Here is a 20392-nt window from a genome sequence, read left to right as displayed (position 1 = left end):
AAAGCCCCCTCTCAAGAGCACTTCGTGGTAACAGATGTCCAAGCCTCTGAATCCGGTATGTATAAGCTTATCTTGCGGGAGATAAAACAATGAACGTATCTTTTCTTGTGTGTTTAAAAATCAATAAAACTGTCCCAGAACTCGAATTACTGCTGTAAACCTTGGACTTGAAAAGGCAGTGAATTGGTAATTCCGTGGTATGCCGGTACGGAGACTGATTTGGCATTCATGGTATGTTATAGCTACTGATGCAATTCGTGTCCAAGTGGTTCGTTCATTCTTTTCAGGACTTTCAAATACAATGGCTTGATCGGTTACCAAAAGACGTCCTCTAAGTGTGATCTTTTTATTAATATCAAAGAAAACGCGTTCTTGAACCCCCAACAATTTTTCATTGTGTGCTAAACGATATTCATATTCGCTTGCGTCAAGCTCTTAAAACATTTTACACGCTTCAGAAAAACTAGACACTTTAATATCCGGTAGCAACATTGCAACTTGTTCTTCAAAAAGTTTTACTTTTTTCTTTTCAGAGTAGTGAGCAATCACCAAAAGTAAAACAATAATAATGGCTACTAATAACCATGGTGAAATACTTATTACTACCACAATGCCTCCAATCAATAGAGCACAAAGGAGAAAGATCCTGATCCATTTTTCCAGTTGTTCATTTTTAAGTGCTGGAGATGTTTTATTAACGACTGAGAAATCAGAATAAGGATGTGCAGGAGGGAGCGACATTGAAGCCTGTTCTGGAACTTTCTCTTTAGAAAGTTTTTTGCGTTTATCTTGCCAATAAGCGAAAATGGAAAACGCAAAAAACGCAAAGAAAATTAACCAAAACCATCCCCAAAAACCTAACCCATCATTTTCATCTGATTTATTGTCTTCAATGGAGGTAATTTGCTTATCGGTATTCTCAGCTGGTGCCTGAGTCACGCTTTCATCTTGAGTAGCGACATCTATTGACGCAGTTGAAGAGGAGGTAACAATTTCATTATTGTGTGTAATTTGATTTGGTTTGTCTTTGTGTACAGAAGCACCTACTATCGCAGAGCCGATAAATAATAAAGCTCCAATACCAAGAGTTTTCAGTCCGTTTTTCCGCCATTTCTTTATACATACTAAAACGAGTCCGACAACCATCATTGGCAATGATAACAAGCACACGATCATTGCAATTGTATCAAGGGTATCCAGCATTACCTCCCCCTCCGCTATAAATAAAAAAGTAAAGTGGAAATTTAAAGTGAGTCGACAAATAAAGTAAAGACGTACTTATATAAGTTAGAAAAATGTAATATTACTGCTTGACATTATGATAGGAGTATGAATAATCGAATCAGGTGCCTCAAAAACACCTTAAACCATAAGCGGATTGGTTACCGAAATAATCAGTCTTCTATACATTAAAGACTTTGACTCATTATATGCTACATGCGTATAATAATATTGTCGGGTGTGGTTACGCTATACAATACCCTTGCGGGGAAAGTGTAACGACGGACTTATGGCCGTGTTTTTGAGCACCCGGCACTCTTCTTAGAGTGTCAATCAAAAACATCTAACCATAAGGAATTCATTATGAATACTCTTATAGAAATTAGAGAACAGGTTATCGATCAGGAAACTGTTCAAACTGTTAACGCTCGTGATTTGCATGCGTTTTTGGAAGGAGGTAAAGATTTCTCTACTTGGATTAAATATCGCATCAACAAATATAATTTATTAGAAAATCAGGATTATTTAGTTTTCACCAATTTTGGGGAAAACCTCCAAGGTGGTCGTCCCTCTAAAGATTATCATCTAACTTTAAGTGTAGCAAAAGAGCTTTCTATGCTTGAGAATAATAAGAAAGGTAGAGAAGCTCGTTTATACTTTATCAAATGTGAACGGCTTTTGAAACAAGTAGCAACACCACAAGTTGACTACTCCAAACCCGAAGCATTGCTTGGTGTTTTAAATCACTTACAAAGTCAAATTGAGCAGAAAGATCATGTGATTGCTGAATTAGCACCAAAAGCAGAAGCTTTAGAAGGTTTAAAGCGTTCTGATGGTCTGTTTGGCTTATCGAAGCAGCAAAGATGTTGGAAGTACGACCTAAGGATTTAACCGATTACTTGCGTAAACATGATTGGGTATATCGACGGGCTCAAGGGGCGCCTCTGTTACCTTATCAGGATAAAATCAAGAAAGGATTCATGGATTGTCCCGCTATCACCATTCAAAGACCGGATGGTACAGAAAAGGTGCTGCCTTCAACGAAAATCACACCAAAAGGATTGGCATGTTTGAGAGAACAAATCCATGGGGGTGTACAATGAAGATAGATACCAACTTTTTATGTGATCTATGGATAGCATTGTCTCAATTTTCTAGACATGAGAATATGAGCGATAAAGATTGTACTGCTCTGGTTGATACTATGAGTGTAATAGAAAAAGTTTTGATTTTGAAACTTCAAGATGAGATGCCAAGTATGCTTAAAATCTTGACATTTCTAACAGATTTTGGAGATTCAGAACTACCGCATAGCATGAATCCGTTATTGCAAGCTTATGCTCCTACTTTGGAAAGTCCTGTTGTAAAAGCTGCTTAACTTAAAAACAAAACTCCCCTCCCTGTTCTTAAGATGGGGAGTGGTCAAGAGACTTCTTTAGGTAAGAATTCAAAATGAACGGATTTAAAATCAGTTAAGTCATAATCTGTAAGATCGGCAGTATCAACAAAGTTTTCTGCTTCTTCATCCGTCTTGAAAACGGGTATTTGTTTTAATTTAGAGGTTTTCATAAGAATTAGTTTTCTTTTAGTACGTATAGACTTTTAAAAGATTCAAAGCTTAGAAGAAATGTATCTGTTTAAACTCACACCATTTTCAGCGGCTTGTATTGAAAGTTTTCTATGGAGTTCTGGTGGTATTCTTAATTGAAACTTGCCACTATATTTACCATGTGACAAAGGCAGAGGAACTTCTTCTCCATTATGTTGCATGTCCTCAACAACTTCTGAAACAAGGTCCATAATACCTTTTAAAGCTTTCTCTGCTTGAGCATCTAACCATGAAAGGGATGGGAATTCTGCACACAATCCGACATATTCCTCATCTTCTTGCGACCACAAAACACGATATGTATAATGATTATTGTTCATGTTTCATCCTTTCTATCGCTTGTAAGATTTGTTTGACTTGATAAGCTTTTGCTTTGTTACTAGAATCTTTTTGAATATTCACACGAGGATCACCAAGCCACGGTGTTTTAAAAACAAAGTGGCTTGTACCATTGTTCCGTGGTTCTCCAAAGAAATAGACACATACAGCCAACAAATCTGAAAACTTAATGTTCTTTGGTGATGCTTTCATCAAGCTGATTATTTTTTCAACTTTATTACTCATAACCAATAATAGTATCATTATTAATCCTAGTCAATCATTTTTAGAAATAGCGTCAACTAACAAGAGCCTTTTGTAACTCGACACTGTTAAAAAAGCTCAATCAAGGTGAATATGAAGCCGTCCCTGCCGAGCTACAGAAATGGACCAAAGCAGGCGGAAAACGTCTTGAAAGTCTCACACACCGGCGCGCGGCAGAAACAGGCTTATGGGCAAAAGGGGCTTATGTTTCCTCTAACTACCAAACCGTAGAAACGCAAGCACCAACGGGACTTTTCAAAGCTGAAGCCCTTGCACCGATTATTGGCTCTTTTTCTGGACTTGGTGGTTTGTTAGCAGGAAATGAACCAATCCAATGGGCTTTGGCAACCATTATGGTTTTAGCCGCATGCTGGTATTTTCTTTGTTGCTAAACGCTTTCAGGAGCACCGCCTATGATCTTATGGATGAAAAAAAATCTGATGGTAACAGGTGCGGCTTTAGCCGCTTTTTTTATGATTTTAGCAAGAGCTTTTACTCTTGGGAAAAAAGCAGAGCAATAAAAGCAAACAGAAAAAGCTTTAAAAGCAGCCACAACACGGCTGGAGGTGGAAAGTGAAGTTAATCAAAAAAGTGATGCTGATGTGCGTGCTGCTCTCTCTGACTGGTTGCGCAACAAATAAATATGCTTCTTCTTGTGTTGGCTGGTTGCCAATTTATTTAGACAAGAAAGATCTGAACACCATCAGTTCAAACTTAGCAAGAGAGATCTTAAAGCACAATAATCTAGGTGAACGCTTGTGTGGGTGGAAACATGGCTAGAAAAAAAACACAAGACGATATAGAGCTTACAGAAGCAGAAAAAGAAATGCTTCAAGAAATCATTATGACCTACAAAAGCGTGAAAATGATGTCTCGCTTGATAAAATGGATGGCATTCATCCCTCTTTATGGTTATCCTTTATTTTGCTCGTCTTATGGATGCAATAGACAATGTCTTTGCACATTTTAAACAGTGGCTAACCAAAAACTGAAAGCTTTACCCCCTCCCCGCTTTTAAAGCGAGGAAAGAGAGATTATATCGTAATCTATCCGCTAATCGCTTAAGTGTTTCTTAGACACCTGACGCGACAATAGACATAACAATTATCAAGCCTCTCCGGATATAAAAGACGCCCATTGTTCTAAGAGAGCACGGCGCTATTCTAAAAAATCCGTCCGCATGTAAGCCTTTGTCACTGAATTCCCAACTGAATACGCAAGAACAGATTCTGCAATTTCAAATGGTGCTGACGTTGTCTCTGCTATCCAGTCCCACAGAATCGATCTGAAACCATGAAGTCTATAATCAAAACCTTTGTCTTTCATGAATTTAGAAAGTGCTACATCAGATATAGGCTTTTCAAAACTCTCAGCAAATAAAAAACCATTTTTTCTATTTTTTGCTTTTTCAATAACAGCAAGCGCTTCAGCTGTAAGCGGCACATGAAAATCAGAAACCTTTCCAACAATTCTCTTCATATTTTCTTTTGAGATAATCCATATTGATCCATAAATCTCTTCTGATCGAATATGCCTGATTGGTATAAAACAAAAAACCGTCAAAATAAGAAGTTTTAAGGCTAGATGTGATACAAGCTCATCATTTTAAGATTGAAAAAACTTAGGCATTTCTTTCCATGGCATTGCTGGAATATTTTGGGTATTTTGAATAAACTTTTCTAATAAAGCTTTTGCTTTTAATTGCATATCCACATCTATACCAAGTGCCGCCGCATGTTTTATAGCTATATTCAAGCGGGATAGAGCTTTACTTGCTGTTTCGTTTTTTGTCTTCCAAATGGGAGAAATGCATCCTTTTATATCAATTTGCGTCAGTTCAATGATTGGCGTATCACCAAGTTTAGGAAAAACATGTAACTCAAGAGGTGTTAACCAGCTTGCTGCTTTTCCTTCATTTTTCAATTCGTTTTTTTTCGCTTCAAAAGCACTAGAGGCAATTTCTCGTAAAGAAATCCCCCCTGCTCGACGCAAATTTTCTTTTTGTTTTCGGCGAATCGGGTCAATTCTTTGATTTAAAAGATCACGATAAGCTAAAGCTTTGAACAGTGCTTCTTTTAAAGATACATAGCGACAAGAGCCTAATCCCATTTCTCGTCGTCTTTTATTGAGGTCAAACCTAAAAAGCCATCATCCTTGATCTGGTGTAGTTTTGATAAGCCATAAACCAGCTCTGTCAGCATATTTTCCTTTAGATAGATTTTTTACAGATAAGACAGACAGTCTATCACGTTCTTCGAACCACCTTTTTAAAAACACCTTTTGAATTACACTTGGAGCACTTTCATCTGGTACCAAGATTATATATAAAAGGCAATTTAATAAATAAAATAAAATAAAAACAATTAGTTATTAAATAGAAAAAAGATAAACTGTGCTATCAGGTGATATTCTAGAGAGTTCTAAGGGAAGAAAAAATTGTTGCACAAACGTGCACGCCGTCCGCACCACTCTATGTGAATTTTCTTTATTTTCTCATTACTTAGATAGTAAAAACTCTCTTTAAGTTTACTGTTTGCAACTCTATAACGGTATTATAAAGTGATAACTGTAATAATATGAAAGACGAAGCAATCCTTCTTTGCCAACAAATGTTTCAACCACACCTCGTGAACTAAAAATTTTTTATTCTTAACAATTAAGAATCTGAGTAACTCTTCCTTACCTCCTCATTCTCACTCAAAGTCAAAGCCCCCCTTTTTTCACCATAAAATAGTGTTTACAATGCATAAAATTAAAAAATAAAGGCCCTATCGAAGAAATAGGACCTCTTAAATTTAAGCTCCTTTATCCTACAAAATTAGAATTTGTAAGCTATTCCTGCGCGAAAATCATTCGTCTTATACTTAACTTCAATCTCGTCTTTAAATTTCCTTTTACCAAAATCTGAGTAACGATATTCCGCACGCACAACAAGATGATCTGTCATTGCAAAATCAACACCACCACCGAGAGTATAACCAATCATCGTTTTTGTTACATCCGATGTCCTATTAAATGGCTCACCTCCCGTAATTACTGTCGACAAAATATCTTGAAACTGTCCATAAGCAACACCACCAGCAATATAAGGCATCACATGCCCCGCAGAAAACCCAACACGCACCCGTGTAGCACCTGTCCATTTTTGTTTTAACGTATGATTAAACGTTAAACTGTCTTTCTCTTCTTTATCCTCTGTAGAAGAGCGAGAAAAGTCTCTACCCTGTCTTCTGACAAGTTTTGCCTTTTTTCGACTTTTTCCTTCTGTACCTAATTCCTCAGTATCAGTACCCGATCCTTCAGTACCCGATCCTTCAGTACCCGATCCTTCAGTGCCTGATCCACCAGTGTTAGGACCACCTGCACTCGTTTCATCAGCCTGAAATCTTGTTTTTGTATCCTTTTTTTCCGTTAAAAGCATATCCGTATCAATCCCCACAATAAAATTATTACCGAGATCAAAATTAACACCCGCATAAAAACCACCTATAAATCCAGAAAGCTCAGGCATATACTGCTTCTCGACAGGCACCCATGGTTTACTTTTACTCTCCTCATCGGGATAGAGAGGAATATCAACATCACGCGTTATTGCAGAAGTCTTACTTGAAAAGCCACCAACTTGCCCCCCGAAATAAAAACCTGCCCAAGAAAAAGGTGAAGAAGCAACAACTTCTGAGGCAACATGTAATGGCTCTTCGTGAGCCACCACATCTGCAGCCTGTACTATAGAAGGTGAAATCAAAGAAAAAACAGATGCTGTTATAAATTTTGTATTCATAAAATTATACCCCATTGCTAAATTTAAATATAATCAAAAATCACATTTAGAAAAACAAAGTTTTATAAAATCTTATGCTGTAAAATTGCATGTACTCCTTTATATTTACATTTAAATTTATCACTATAATAATATATCATTACACCAAAATTTAATATTATCAAATAAATTTTAAAATATTAGAATAATTAATACTTTAAATAATAAATATTTAATAAAAATACCTATTATATTTTTAAAATGATGAAATATAAAACATTTTGTATCAAAAATACCGCAAAAAAAATCACAAAATAGTATATTTTATGCCTTTTTAATGAAAAAAATCTAAAAATGATGTAATTATTTTTAGATAATCGATGTTCATTAACAATATTATAAATACCTCAATATTCTTACATCCAAAATGCATACTGTAGATTATACATAGTATAAAAAAACATCCATTTTATACTAAAATCATACTTTTTTTTACCATTTTCTAAAGGATGAGATTATTAATACGACAATATCATTATCCTTCTAAATCTTGTCCCCAAACAAAAATTCTCAATCATTTTATTTAAAAATTGCTCTTCCCCTACTGATTTCTATAATATCATCTGCCTTTATTGCAAAACGGTCTTTATTAGGAAAAGTTATAAAACATCCCTTCATACAAATTGTAATTGTTTGATGAGTATTTAAAGAAATTGTTGAAGGTATACTTCCTTCAACAACAATAAGAGATTGTATCTTTAAATCAGTATTCTTCACTGTTGCAGCAAAAGCTGTTATGGTAAAAATACTTAATAGAATAACTGTAATCAAAATATAAGTATATTTTAGCATTCTAAGATTCCTTCCTCAGCAAAACGCTTATATAGGCTAAATCGAAGAGCATTGGTTACATGAGAAGATAAGGTAATATTAGGCACATAAATAGCCAAATTAAAGGAAAAACTCTTACGATCAAATGCTGTAAAACTTACCTGTGGGATAGGATTTTTTAAAACGCCTTCTGTCGCAGAAGCAATCTCTAACAAAATTTCAGCAACATGCTCTGGAGCAACCTTAGATGATACAGTAACTGGTATATCAATTCGTCCTACTTTATTACGTCGTGTCCAATTACTAACGTTGTTATTAATAAGGCTTGAATTGGGAATAATAATCGTCTTACGCTGAATGGTCTCAAGTTCCGTTGCACGCACACTAATACGCTTAACAACCCCCCCTACTGATCCAGATTCTATATAGTCTCCTATTTTAAATGGTCTTCCAACTAAAATAATAAGTCCAGAGACAAAGTTTTGGACAATATTCTGTAAACCAAAACCTATACCAAGTGAAAGTCCTCCAGCAATAAGAGCGAAATTTCTAAGATCCAAACCTGCCATTGATAATCCGGTCAAAGCAGATACAACAACGCCTCCATAACTTATCACTGTTTTGATAGAATTACGTATACCAGAATCGAACTCTCCATGAACCAACACCACATTATCTAACCAACCAATAAATCGGCGAATAAGAAACCAGCAAACACAAAAAGAAATAATTCCTGTTACAAGAGAAATCAAAGAAAGACTAATATTTCCAATCTGAAAACCGGTCACCGATTGCCACAAAACTGCTTTTAAATCAGAATAGGAAAATCCAAACTGTACAGCAATTGGCATTGCACAAAATATAACAACAAATAAATTGAGAAAAACGCTCATAAAAACTCCCAATTGATTCATCGTTTTTTCTTCTAAATGAAACCTCTGCATCAAAAGATGACCAACCGTTGTTTTAATAAATTGGTCTTTAGTTCCAAGTGCTTGAGCGCTTTGTATTCCTAAATACATGAGAACTAAAAATGCTCCATCAATCATAATTTGCTGCGTAATAAAACGCGCAAGTCCAACATAACCTAAAAAATTCAATACAAAGAGCAGTAACCCCAAGCCAATAAGAGGAATGCGTATATAAAATGGCCAAAAGTATGGCTCTTTTTTTTCTTCTTGAACACGCCTACGTCTAAACCGCAAAGGTACAAATGATATTATAAATAGCAATATCGCTACAAGAAAAACAGCAATAAAACTTTTAGCAATTGTCAAAGATAGAGGCGCTGAAATGATTTGATAAATACTATCAAGAACAGCGTCAAATGCCAAAATACCCCCTAAAGACGTGAGTAAAATCACTAATTGATAAGCAGACGATGGTGCAATACTGAGAAGACGCACATGGGGCCTATTCGATGATAGAAGAACAACAGCTAATCGATTGATTAAAAATAATAAAATAATTTGACAACCTATCATATCAAAAACTGTTGTAAGTTTACCTGGATCTAAGTTAAAACTACGAAACAAAAACAACACAAGATAAACGCAAAGAATACATACAAGTGAAGGTAAGAGAACTGAAATAAAGGCGATCAATAAGCGTTGTAAATAAGATATTTCCTCATTAGACTTCGTAAAGTGGCAATACACATGAACAAGAACTTTTTGAGAAAAATACGAAAGTCCCAAAGTAATAAAAAGTGGAATTAAAAAGCAAAGAAATAGTTGTAAAAACTTGAAGTAAAATATAAAATTCCACCAAGAATTTAACAACACAAGAAAATCTGATGAAGCCTCTTTTGTTTTTTGGGCGAGATGTTTAACCATCGGAATCGAAAACTCAAGCCTATACGTAAGCGTGCGTTTAAAAAGCTCCCGAGATTGAGAAATAGAAAGTTCAGCTATTCTATTTGCCGCTAAGAAAATTGCTTCAAAACGAAGCATGATACTGTTAATTTTAGCTTTTTGCTCTATCAAGTAGGAATATTCCTTCACTGAGCTTTTCAGTTTTTTCACCTCACGATGGAGCTCCATTAATTGATCAAGAAGTGTATTAATCTCATTAAGAGGAGGACGCAAAACAAATGCTGCCTCAATAGCACGTTCACTGATATCTTGTGCACGTAACCGTAATTCTTCTAAAGCACGCTCATCTTCTGGCTTTCTGTCAAAATCTCTTTTTAAAGTTTCAGTATTTTCTTCAAGAGTCTCAATAATCAACTGTTGTTGCTGAATAATTTCATCAACTGAATAAGAAGCTATCGTTTGTTCGACAATTGTATTTTGTGCCCCCCTATTACCCCATGCACCAGAATTAAATACAAAGATAATCCCCAAAAGAAGGAAAAGTATGTGGATGTTTTTTCTACAAAATGAATACATATCTACCTTATGAGCACAAAAAGGATTTTATTTCTCTCTTTTAAATATGGTATAAAGTAGATGTTTTCAACTTTTATAGAATAATCTTATAAAAGCTTTCCCTTATCCTATAATACTGATAATAAGATAAAAGAATGATAAATAAGCTGAACTCAATAAGATTAAAGAAGGCACTCTAGCATGTTTTTTTTGCACCTTTATTGCAAAAAAGAAGATTTTCTTCCTTTGACAACCTGGATTTTTCTATCCAGTTTAGGTGTATTCTTGACGAGCAACCTAGAAACGCGTGCTTATTTAATCAAACAATCACACACCAATAACGTCATTAAAACGAATAGATTTGATTTACATCATAAGTGTGATCATGTGAATGTTACCACAACTGAAAACAAAAAACTTGTAACACTCCATACAGAATCTATTTTTATGAGAACCTTTCAAAAAATCCTAACATTGGATTTCTTTTTAATAAGGATTCCAGCTGTTGACACACGATTTCGTAACGTTAAAACACAATATTTCTCAAATAAACGCGCTCCTCCCAATGAACACACTTAATTCTCTTCCTTGAATATAAAAACGATCATCTTATTTTACTTGTGCTTTTAACTTTGAATAACTGTTAGATTGCCTATTTACGGAATATATCATGCGTACACCTGGTTGGTTAACTACCCTTTATTGTTTTATTCTTTTAAGCAGCATTTATGTTGCCTTACCCAATTTATTTTCACACGAACAAGTTAAAAACTCGAAATTCTTACCCGACACCCGTGTAGCACTTGGTCTTGACCTTCAAGGAGGCTCTTCTCTCCTGCTCGAGGTTGATAGCAAAACGTTAAAACGCGATCAGTTACATATAGTTTTAAGCAATGTGCGCAATGTATTGCGTGAAAAACAAATCCGCACCTCAAGTGTGCGTATCGTTGAAGATAGCGTTATTGCCCTTATTTCTGATCCATCGCAAACTGAAAAAGCACTCTCTGCTTTGAAAACATTAATAACCCCCATACACAGTAGCTTTGGCACAACAGAACATAACATCACGATCAGTGCTCAAAATGAAACTCTCCGCGTCACATTAACAGAAGCTGGTATAAAAGACCGTGTCAGCAATGCTATTGAACAAAGCTTAGAAATCATCCGTCGTCGTATAGATCAAGTTGGTGTTTCAGAACCAGCCATCCAAAAGGTTGGAAATGATCGTATTATGGTCCAATTGCCTGGACTACAAGATCCAAAACAACTGCGTGATCTTTTAGGAACAACCGCTAAGATGAGTTTTCATCTTGTTCCTTCTAATGTGGACCCCAATAATCCCCCTATAGGTGTTTCTATTCTCCCTGGATACACTGATGCAACACAACATTATGCAATTTATGATCAAATTGCTTTAGATGGAAATGTCCTGAAAGATGCCCGTGCAGGTTTTGACCCCCAAATACCAGGACGTTCCATTATTTCATTTACGCTAGATTCCGCTGGCGCAAAAATATTTGCTGATATAACACGACAAAATATTAACCGTCCTTTTGCCATTGTTCTGGATAATAAAGTTTTAACCGCTCCGACCATCAATAGTGTCATTCCCAATGGACAAGGTCAAATTACAGGAAACTTTGACCCCAAAGAAGCCTCAACTCTGGCTGCTCTGCTTCGTGCTGGTTCCCTCCCCGCACCACTCACGGTCATTGAAGAGAGAACTGTAGGTCCAAATCTTGGTGCTGATGCCATCCAAATGGGACTTTACACCGGCATAATTGGCTTTATTCTTGTTGCAATTTTTATTTTTCTTCTCTATCGTATTTGGGGATTAATTGCCAATATAGCGCTAGCTCTGCATACAATTTTAACATTTGCTGCACTGAGTCTTTTGGGAGCTACGCTTACGCTGCCTGGTATTGCTGGTATTATTTTAGGTATCGGTATTGCCGTTGATGCTAATATCCTTATCAATGAACGTATCCGTGAAGAAAGTCGAAAAGGTGTGGGTGCTTTTGCAGCCTTAGATCGTGGATTTAAACACGCTTTTGCAACCATTGTTGATGCAAATGTTACAGCAATTATAGCGACCGTCTTACTATTTTGGTTCGGGACCGGCCCCGTTCGTGGTTTTGCCGTAACAATGTTGCTTGGTATTATCATCTCCATGTTTACAAATATCACCATTGTACGCATCATCATGATTTGGATCGTTCGTAAATGGAAAATTAAAAAATTGCATATTCACTCTGCTTTCAACATCATGCCACAAAACACAACTTTCCACTTTATGAAAGCACGTTTCATTGGTATTGGCGTCTCAATTGTTTTATCAATGGCTTCAGTTTTTCTCTTTTTTAAGCCTGGATTGAATTTTGGTATTGATTTCATTGGCGGAAGCCAAATGAGTATTACCACGAAAGGACCAGCAGATCTAGCAACTCTGCGTTCCAAGCTTTCTACTCTTAATATTGGTGAAGTTACCTTGCAAAATATTGATAACGAAAATACCGTATTAATTCGCATGCAGAAACAAAGCGGTGGCGAAGCACAACAAACCACCGCCATTGATAAGGTCAAAACAGCTGTACAAAATATCTATCCCGATACCACATTCGATCAAATAGAAGTTGTTGGTCCCAAAATTTCAGGTGAGCTTGCCACAGCTGCTTTTACTGCTGTTATTCTTGCGGCTATTGCCATGTCTCTCTATATATGGTTACGCTTCGAGTGGTTCTTTGCCATTGGAGCAATTATCACTCTCATTCTAGACACCACAAAAATGATTGGCTTTTTTGCTTTATTTCAATTTGATTTTAATTTAACGGCTATCGCCGCACTCTTAACAATTGTTGGATATTCTATAAATGATAAAGTTGTCGTCTATGATAGGATGCGCGAAAATATGCGTCTTTATAAAAAAATGCCGTTGCGCGAGCTGATTGATCTGTCAATTAATCAGGTTCTTGTACGTTGTTTTTTTACATCAGCCACAACAATTCTTGCGATGCTCCCCATGGCGATATGGGGTGGAAGTGCTGTTCATAATTTTGCATTACCCATGGTCTTTGGGATTATTATTGCAACATCATCCTCTATCTTTATTGCTGCTCCTATTTTACTCCTGCTAGGAAATTGGTGGCGTGAGCGAAATAATCGTGCAAATATCAAAGTGAAATAAAAATGCCCTTTAATGCGTATGGTACATCTCGCCTCTCTTCTCATAGAAATATAGTCGTTTTCATTCATTCGCTTTTTGATCAAGAATAGTAAATAATCCATGCTCCACGACACACCACTTATCACAACTATTGTTGCAGGCTTATGTTTAGCATTTCTCTTGGGAATGATTGCTAGCCGTTTACGTATTTCACCCCTTGTAGGCTATTTGTTAGCTGGTGTTATTGTGGGACCCAATACAGGCGGATTTAAAATAGATTCCGTCATCATTAATCAACTTGCTGAAATTGGTATTATTTTGCTGATGTTTGGTGTTGGGCTCCACTTTTCATTAAAAGACCTTTTATCTGTCAAAGCTATTGCTGTCCCCGCTGCTATTGCACAAATGGCATTTTCTACTTTTCTAGGTTTGTGCCTTGGTCTGATTATGGGATGGGGCTTTAGTGGTAGTTTGATTTTCGGTCTTGCTTTATCCATAGCAAGTACCGTTATCCTGCTACGTGCTTTGCAAGAGCGTCATCTTATTGAAACAGAAAAAGGACGCATTGCCGTTGGATGGTTGATTATTGAGGATTTAGCAATGGTCCTTATACTTGTCCTCATCCCTTCCTTGGCAAGTGCCCTCAGCAATACCAAAAAAGAAGCGTTGGATCCTCTTGTTCAATGGTTGGATTTAAGTATTTGGGGTATTTTTGGTCTCACCATCCTGAAGGTAATTGTATTTATTGCACTTATGCTCGTCATTGGGCGACGCGTTATCCCATGGCTTTTAAAAATGAGCGCACAATCGGGATCACGTGAATTATTTCGTCTTAGCGTCTTTGCTATTGCATTAGGAGTAGCTTTCGGAGCCGCTCATTTATTTGGAGTTTCTCTTTCTCTTGGTGCTTTTTTTGCTGGTATGGTCATGAGCGAATCAGAATTAAGCCACCGTGCCGCGGAAGAATCTTTACCACTGCGCGATGCTTTTTCTGTTCTCTTTTTTGTTTCTGTAGGCATGTTATTTGACCCCGAGAAACTCTTAACTCATTTTTTCCCTCTCTTAGCAACCTTATTCATTATCGTAATCGGAAAATCTGCTGTTGCCTTTTTCATCGTTAAAGCTTTTCGCTATTCTAATGCAACAGCTTTGACTATTTCTGCAAGCCTTGCCCAAATCGGAGAATTTTCCTTTATCCTTGCTGGTTTAAGTTTAAGCTTAGGACTTTTAAACAATGACGCTCATGATTTAATTCTTGGAGGAGCAATTTTTTCTATTTTGCTCAATCCTCTTGTTTTCATTGCCTGTAATAAAATTAAAAAACGTCTAGAAAAAAATTCTGCATCTTCACAAAATACCCAAACAATTATTGATATTGATCCACAAGATCCTGACCAAGATTTTTTACCGATGACCTTAAAAAACAACCATATCGTAATTATTGGCTATAGTCGTATCGGTAAGTGTGTTGCATTATCTTTAATAAATAGAGGTGAACCTATAGTGATCGTAGAAGAATCAAAACGCCTCTCTGATAAAGCGATTGCAGATGGCTTTGAGGCTATTTGCGGCAATATCATTCAACAAGAAATAATGAACGCAGCAAATATAAATAATGCACATAAAGTTGTTATTACAATGCGAAGTACCATTGAAGTAGGAGAATGTATCGTGAATATCCGTGATATGAAGAAAGATATCCAGATAATCACACATGCATTATCCGACACAGAAACAACATATCTCATTGATTTAGGTGCTGATGTTGTAGTAACAGATGATGAAGAAATTGCCAATGGTATTATAGAGTATATAACAGAACGAAGATCTGTAAGGAATATGCTCAATCATGAAAATTTACAGAAAACATAAAATGGATACAGAATCGTGAAAATAAAGCAATTTATATGGCCATTGATTGGTATCTTAGCAATGCTGGTATCTATTCGAATTCTTTATATGAAGCTCTCTGCCATTTCATTTGGGGATGTATTGGAGCGCTTGAGCAATTTAAATGCACAGCACTGGTTATTAGCCTGTTTATGTTCTCTCCTAGCTTATGCTGCTCTTGCTGGATATGATCGAATTGCCTTGCAACATCTAGGCCATAAAATTTCTTGGATTTTTATCGCTATATGTTCATTTACAACCTACGCTCTTTCACACAATATCGGTGCTTCAGTTTTTTCTGGTGCCGTTGTACGCTATCGCGCCTATAAAATGAAAGGATTAAACGGAACAGAAATCGCAATATTAGTAGGTTTTTGCTCTTTTACTTTTGTAATCGGCACAATCTTACTTTTGGGAATCGTTTTGGTGCTGCAACCCGAAATTATCACCCTCATTCATAAAGAACTTCCTGAATGGCTCGGAACAACGGCTGGAGCAATTTTACTCAGCTGTATAGCACTTTATACGTTTGGCAGCTGGCTTCAGTTAAAGCCCTTACGCTTGGGGAAGAAAATTCAACTTTCCTATCCACGACTGAAAATTGTTATTCAACAGCTTCTCATTAGCCCTCTAGAGCTTTTAGGAGCAGCAGGAATTATATATGCTGTTCTCCCACATAACGCAGATATTCATTTTATCTCTGTTCTTGGTGTTTTCCTAGCGTCTTTTACGATAACTCTTCTCTCTAATGCTCCAGCAGGAGGAGTAGGAGTTCTTGAAGCTCTTTTCATAACAGGCATGCCCAATATAAATCCAACCGATGTTATTGCAGCACTTATTGTCTTTAGAATGTTTTATTTGATTATACCGCTCATCCTTTCATTATTTGTGGTCGTCATTTTTGAGGCGCAACAATATTGGAAAAGAGCCCCCAAAACACCACCTGAATAAATAAAAGGCTATCAATGACTTCTTTTTTTATGTACCTATAAAAGAACAAAACACCATCGTGTTGCCAATTTACATATCTTTTTTAAGAAACCTCTTTCAACGCTCTTCTCCATTACACAACAATACCCATAAATGGTATAATAGTAAAGCTATTGTTGCACCATCATCTTTATACTTAATAAAAGAGCAAGCCTGTGCCATTATACTATTTTTCCAATGTTATGATAACTTTTAGCACTTAAGAACATTAATAAGAATTATTTTTATGCCTTTCTTCAATAGTCTTTATCCACACGTTAATCCCATTTATGATGCACAAATGAATGATTTTAATTAATTTATTATAAGAGGGATTGAAACAAAAGAAGTTTATGATAGTAAAGTTTTTTCAAACAAAGAATAATCAATTCTTTATAAATCAATATATTATAATGAATCTGAGTGGCTTTCTTAATATTTATATTTTTAGAGGTTTAGCTAACGGAAAGACAGCATAGCGTAAAACCACACAGCTTAATATTTTAAAACTTTAAGCCTCATTAAAGTTTATTGTCTTTCGTTTAACAGGTATTAGCTTTAAACAATTAAACTGATCTAATTTTATTACTTGTATATCCATATAACTACTATGTATGTCCAGATAACTACTTTATTTTATCTTGATTTATCCTCTTGGAATACTGATGATTATTACAGAAGTTTTTTGTTTAAGCGGGAGAGTTATCAAAAAATATCCACGCTGCTGACACAACTAAAGTGTAAAGTTTCTTCTGTCTTTAAACAATATGCTAAAAATCCAAAAAAATTTTAATCAATTTATATTAAAAGAAGTGAAAACTGTTGATTTTTATACCCCTTTAAATAACACAATTGTCGGTAAGAAGCTTCTCCTTACCAATTGCAACTTAAAAAAAAGAAACAATACGCATTAAAAGATCTTTAAATGTCCTTTGGAAGTTCTTTGAGTCCCCTAAAAAGTACAAAAACCGATGACTAAGCTATATCAACAATCTTCACTTTTAAACAAACAGATATGGGGAAATCCTACTGCCCAATTTTATTTAGCAACTCATACCTTAAAAAAATTACGCAATCAATAAGTTATTTACGGTATAAAATAAAATGGTGGGTGATGAGGGGATCGAACCCACGACCCGCTGATTAAGAGTCAGCTGCTCTACCGACTGAGCTAATCACCCATAAGCTTCTCAAAAGACGAGAATGAGCGTTTCTATAACGCTCCTAAGGATAGATGTCCAGATATTTTGTTGTTTGTTATATAAACTCATTGTCTGTAAGGTTAAAAATATGATATTCACCACTTGATCTTATATAAAAATAAACCCATTATAAGAAGCTTTATAAATAAATGTTCTGATTGTTATACAGAACCTATAGTTAGAGGATTATCGAGCATAATGCCCGAGCGAAAATTAGAGGAACCTTCTTGTGGTTGTAAGCGGGATGGGGCATCATTTTGTTTTATCAAAAATCACATGCATTCAAGCAATATTGTGCTGTTTTTTTCTTTGAATATAAGTTTTTTACATTCAATGTTCATGATCCAATATACGAATAAAAGACTATGAATTTTTTTTGTCAATCGCGCGCTTTTAAGCTTCTAAAAGGTAAGGAATGATGGAATGGATCACTGATCCCCATGCGTGGTTTGGTTTGATCACGCTGGTTTTTCTCGAAATTGTTTTAGGAATAGATAACCTTATCTTTATTGCAATTTTAGCTGAAAAATTGCCACTGCATTTGCGTGACCGCGCACGCTTTATAGGTCTTACTTTAGCATTAATTATGCGGCTTTTTCTTCTTACCGTTATTGGATGGGTTATGAGACTCGATAGAGTAATTCTTTCACTTTCATCTTTTGTATTTAGTTGGCATAGCTTTATTTTAATCGGTGGTGGAGCCTTTTTGCTCGCAAAGGGAACGCTAGAATTACATGAAAGGTTAGAAGGAGTATCACATGAAAGAAAAACAGGCGTTGGTTATGCTGTTTTTTGGCAAGTAATCGTCCAAGTCGTGGTGCTGGATGCCGTTTTTTCACTAGACAGTATTATTACCGCAACAGGTATGATTGCAAAAGAGCAGGCAGCAGTTATGTATATCGCAGTCATAGCTGCTATGGGAGTAATGATGTGCGGATCTGGTGCTCTTATGCGTTTTATTAATCGTCATCCCACTATTGTAATCCTTTGTCTTGGTTTTTTGATGATGATTGGTTTTACTCTCATTGTTGAAGGATTTGGTTTTCATATTCCAAAAGGGTATTTGTATGCTGCTATTGGTTTTTCTGTTCTCATCGAAGCTTTTAATCAAATTGGACGTCGTAACCGTGAAAAAATGATTAAAACGAATGATCTACGCAGTAGAACAGCTGATGCTGTTTTGAGGCTCTTAGGAGGAGGAAGCAAAGATAGTCACCTTGCTGAGACTGTAGATGTTATTGCTGAACAGGCCGCAGCTTCTGAGTTGTTTAGACCAGAAGAAAAGGAGATGATTCGTGGTGTTCTCGATTTAGCTGATCGCCCTGTTCGCTCTATCATGTCGCCGCGTAATGAGATTGAGTGGTTAGATTTAAATGCTGATGAAAATGAAATGCGTGAAGAATTACAAAAGGTTAAACATAGCCGCTTAATTCTTGCGCGTGAAAAAGTGGATGAATTTGTTGGCGTTGCGTTGACAAAAGATCTTCTTTTGAATTTGGCTGAGGGGAAAAAGATTAATTGGAAAAAAGCTATGCGAGAACCCCTCGTTGTTCATGAAAATACAAGTGTTTTACGATTGATGGAGCAATTACGTCATTCTTCGATTCAGCTTGCAATTATTGTTGATGAGCATGGATCTTTTGAAGGAATTGCAACACCAACCGATATTCTTGAAGCTATTGCAGGAGACTTTCCTGATGACGATGAAGAACTCATGATCGCAGAACAACTTGAAAATGGCAGTCTTCTTGTTGAGGGATATGCTGATATCCGCCGTTTAAGTGGTTATCTTGGGCGTAACCTTGTGGATGAAGCAGATCGTTATACGACTCTGGCAGGCTTTATGCTTTGGCAGTTTGGTCATTTACCAAATGAGGGAGAAAGCTTTGAAACTGATGGTTTACACTTTAAAGTGATTGAAATGGAACGCCGAAACATATCTAAAATCCTTATTTCTCCACTTGTATCACCAGAAAAAAGCTAATTCTTTTTATAAGCAAAATGAATAAAAAGATTTTTTTATGATTAAAAATTGAAAAGAATAAGCAGTTGATAACTCAATTGCATTTCATTATTTTTATATTTTTTTTAAGCGTAAAGTAATGACATACAAAAGTTATATTATCAATGAACTTTCCATTATAAAAAATTTTCATTGATGATTGACGAAAAGCTGGAAGAGAGAAAATGGTGCAAAATTATTTGTCAATGGTCATTAACCTCAAAACAATGAATATATACAACATATTGATTTATAATAATTATTTATTACAATATTACCTTCACATCAAGAAAGCCTCTTTCAAACATCAGATTTCCGCCAATGGATAAAACTCCACCATTGTTGAGTTAACTCAACTGATGATGGCATCTTTAAACCAGACTCTGGCTCCTATAATCTTTTTAGATCTTCTTGATATTTCTTAAGGAACTATTCCTTAGCTTTTGTTTCGATAAATTTAGCTATTTTTTTCCTTCCAAGAATGAAACTCCACCTCTCTGGAAAGCTCTTATTAAGAACTTTGTTTTTCTTCCAGATGGTTCATATTTTTTACTACTTTTGCAATGAAAGCGTAGCTGAGTTGCTTAGATTTGACTACTTCTTTGACTAAAGCCAATGCACGTTCAAAATGAATCTGTTAGGTATTTTCATCAAAGCCTAAATGATCCTCTGTACTGAAAATTTGGTAATAAGATTGTAAGGTTGCAACATCACCCAATAAAGCCAGTGCACCAATATGAAGTAAGCTATAATCTGCATCATATACCTTGAATAACCTTTATGTGCCTCCAACT

General features: G+C 35.9%; 13 protein-coding genes, 1 tRNA gene and 5 pseudogenes. 10 read left to right on the top strand and 9 right to left on the bottom strand.

The window, feature by feature from the left end:
• Positions 1 to 435: 435 nt before the first annotated feature.
• Positions 436 to 1203: a hypothetical protein gene (locus ACFIO5_RS06375; protein WP_375705159.1), complete on the bottom strand. Its 768-nt coding sequence runs from the start codon at positions 1201 to 1203 to the stop codon at positions 436 to 438.
• Positions 1204 to 1584: 381 nt separating this feature from the next.
• Here ACFIO5_RS06375 and ACFIO5_RS06370 point away from each other — a divergent pair.
• A pseudogene (locus ACFIO5_RS06370) lies at positions 1585 to 2324 on the top strand (antA/AntB antirepressor family protein).
• Entirely contained in the window at positions 2321 to 2599 is a 279-nt protein-coding gene (locus ACFIO5_RS06365) for a hypothetical protein (protein WP_375705158.1), read from the top strand. Before ACFIO5_RS06370 ends, ACFIO5_RS06365 begins: the two are co-directional and overlap by 4 nt.
• Positions 2600 to 2643: 44 nt before the next feature.
• Here the strand turns inward: ACFIO5_RS06365 and ACFIO5_RS06360 are convergent, their stop codons facing one another.
• From ACFIO5_RS06360 to ACFIO5_RS06350, 3 genes are read right to left on the bottom strand one after another with little or no spacing between them, the layout of a single operon-like run.
• On the bottom strand, positions 2644 to 2790 hold the full coding sequence (locus ACFIO5_RS06360; protein WP_375633829.1) for a CopG family antitoxin: 147 nt from the start codon (positions 2788 to 2790) through the stop codon (positions 2644 to 2646).
• Between the two features lie 42 nt (positions 2791 to 2832).
• On the bottom strand, positions 2833 to 3150 hold the full coding sequence (locus tag ACFIO5_RS06355; protein WP_375633830.1) for a type II toxin-antitoxin system HicB family antitoxin: 318 nt from the start codon (positions 3148 to 3150) through the stop codon (positions 2833 to 2835).
• Complete coding sequence (locus ACFIO5_RS06350) at positions 3140 to 3412, bottom strand: toxin HicA (RefSeq protein ID WP_375684056.1); 273 nt, start codon at positions 3410 to 3412, stop codon at positions 3140 to 3142. The genes ACFIO5_RS06355 and ACFIO5_RS06350 overlap by 11 nt, the downstream gene beginning before the upstream one ends.
• A 41-nt stretch (positions 3413 to 3453) precedes the next feature.
• On the opposite strand from ACFIO5_RS06350, the pseudogene ACFIO5_RS06345 reads away from it, so the two are divergent.
• From ACFIO5_RS06345 to ACFIO5_RS06335, 3 pseudogenes are all read left to right on the top strand, one after another.
• Positions 3454 to 3829: pseudogene (locus ACFIO5_RS06345) on the top strand (lysozyme); the annotation flags it as partial.
• Positions 3826 to 4053, top strand: a pseudogene (locus ACFIO5_RS06340) (hypothetical protein). The pseudogenes ACFIO5_RS06345 and ACFIO5_RS06340, both read left to right, overlap by 4 nt.
• A 131-nt stretch (positions 4054 to 4184) precedes the next feature.
• Positions 4185 to 4404, top strand: a pseudogene (locus ACFIO5_RS06335) (hypothetical protein).
• A 166-nt stretch (positions 4405 to 4570) separates the two neighbouring features.
• Here ACFIO5_RS06335 and ACFIO5_RS06330 read toward each other — a convergent pair.
• The 4 genes and pseudogenes from ACFIO5_RS06330 to ACFIO5_RS06315 form a co-directional block, all read right to left on the bottom strand.
• Positions 4571 to 5689: pseudogene (locus ACFIO5_RS06330) on the bottom strand (tyrosine-type recombinase/integrase).
• Between the two features lie 541 nt (positions 5690 to 6230).
• Positions 6231 to 7193 (bottom strand): outer membrane protein, encoded by a 963-nt coding sequence (locus ACFIO5_RS06325; protein ID WP_375684057.1) that lies wholly within the window; start codon positions 7191 to 7193, stop codon positions 6231 to 6233.
• Between the two features lie 558 nt (positions 7194 to 7751).
• Positions 7752 to 8024 (bottom strand): hypothetical protein, encoded by a 273-nt coding sequence (locus ACFIO5_RS06320; protein ID WP_375632818.1) that lies wholly within the window; start codon positions 8022 to 8024, stop codon positions 7752 to 7754.
• Entirely contained in the window at positions 8018 to 10393 is a 2376-nt protein-coding gene (locus ACFIO5_RS06315) for a mechanosensitive ion channel family protein (protein WP_375701232.1), read from the bottom strand. The genes ACFIO5_RS06320 and ACFIO5_RS06315 overlap by 7 nt, the downstream gene beginning before the upstream one ends.
• 180 nt (positions 10394 to 10573) lie before the next feature.
• Here ACFIO5_RS06315 and ACFIO5_RS06310 point away from each other — a divergent pair, with 180 nt between their 5' ends.
• The 4 genes from ACFIO5_RS06310 (at position 10574) to ACFIO5_RS06295 (ending at position 16376) form a co-directional block, all read left to right on the top strand.
• Complete coding sequence (locus ACFIO5_RS06310) at positions 10574 to 10951, top strand: hypothetical protein (protein ID WP_375618656.1); 378 nt, start codon at positions 10574 to 10576, stop codon at positions 10949 to 10951.
• 91 nt (positions 10952 to 11042) lie between these two features.
• Entirely contained in the window at positions 11043 to 13556 is a 2514-nt protein-coding gene (gene secD / locus ACFIO5_RS06305; RefSeq protein WP_375620802.1) for a protein translocase subunit SecD, read from the top strand.
• Positions 13557 to 13655: 99 nt separating this feature from the next.
• A complete protein-coding gene (locus tag ACFIO5_RS06300; protein ID WP_375613485.1) occupies positions 13656 to 15407 on the top strand; it encodes a cation:proton antiporter domain-containing protein in 1752 nt (583 codons plus the stop codon).
• A gap of 15 nt (positions 15408 to 15422) precedes the next feature.
• Positions 15423 to 16376 (top strand): lysylphosphatidylglycerol synthase transmembrane domain-containing protein, encoded by a 954-nt coding sequence (locus ACFIO5_RS06295; protein WP_375613484.1) that lies wholly within the window; start codon positions 15423 to 15425, stop codon positions 16374 to 16376.
• A gap of 1123 nt (positions 16377 to 17499) precedes the next feature.
• Here the strand turns inward: ACFIO5_RS06295 and ACFIO5_RS06290 are convergent.
• Positions 17500 to 17575, bottom strand: a tRNA-Lys gene (locus tag ACFIO5_RS06290).
• A 436-nt stretch (positions 17576 to 18011) separates the two neighbouring features.
• Between ACFIO5_RS06290 and ACFIO5_RS06285 the strand changes: the two genes are divergently transcribed.
• Positions 18012 to 19580 carry a TerC family protein gene (locus ACFIO5_RS06285; RefSeq protein ID WP_375612149.1) on the top strand — a complete coding sequence of 523 codons (1569 nt, stop codon included), beginning with the start codon at positions 18012 to 18014 and terminating at the stop codon, positions 19578 to 19580.
• The last annotated feature ends 812 nt before the right edge of the window (positions 19581 to 20392 follow it).

It is taken from the genome of Bartonella sp. AA86SXKL, assembly GCF_042196885.1.
The sequence above is the reverse complement of the archived record's forward strand: the minus strand, read 5'-3'. Positions and strand labels throughout refer to the sequence as shown.